At 57.3% G+C, this 234-nt stretch carries 1 protein-coding gene; it reads right to left on the bottom strand.

Translation table 11 applies throughout. The features are described from left to right. The coding region (locus R0J87_RS24915) for an alkaline phosphatase PhoX (RefSeq protein WP_498889709.1) at positions 1-234 on the bottom strand (234 nt) is incomplete at both ends.

Genomic DNA, 234 nt, shown 5'->3' with positions numbered 1-234 from the left:
AGGTGCCCCAGGGGGTATAGCCGTTACCGCAGTTGTTCAGTGTGCCGCGGGTCTGGCTGCCATCGGGCGAGAAACGGGTTTCAAGATAAGAGGTGTACGCCAGCGGGCCTGCCATATCCATCACAGTGGCCGCCGTAAAACGCCGGTTAAGCGGATCGTTATCAACAATCGCCCACTGATTACCGGTGAGTTTTACACGCACTACACTGACGCCGTGCGCGTTGATCTCTTTGC

It is taken from the genome of Halomonas sp. SIMBA_159 (genome assembly GCF_046536035.1).
Classification (GTDB): Bacteria; Pseudomonadota; Gammaproteobacteria; order Pseudomonadales; family Halomonadaceae; genus Vreelandella; species Vreelandella venusta_A.
The sequence above is the reverse complement of the archived record's forward strand: the minus strand, read 5'-3'. Positions and strand labels throughout refer to the sequence as shown.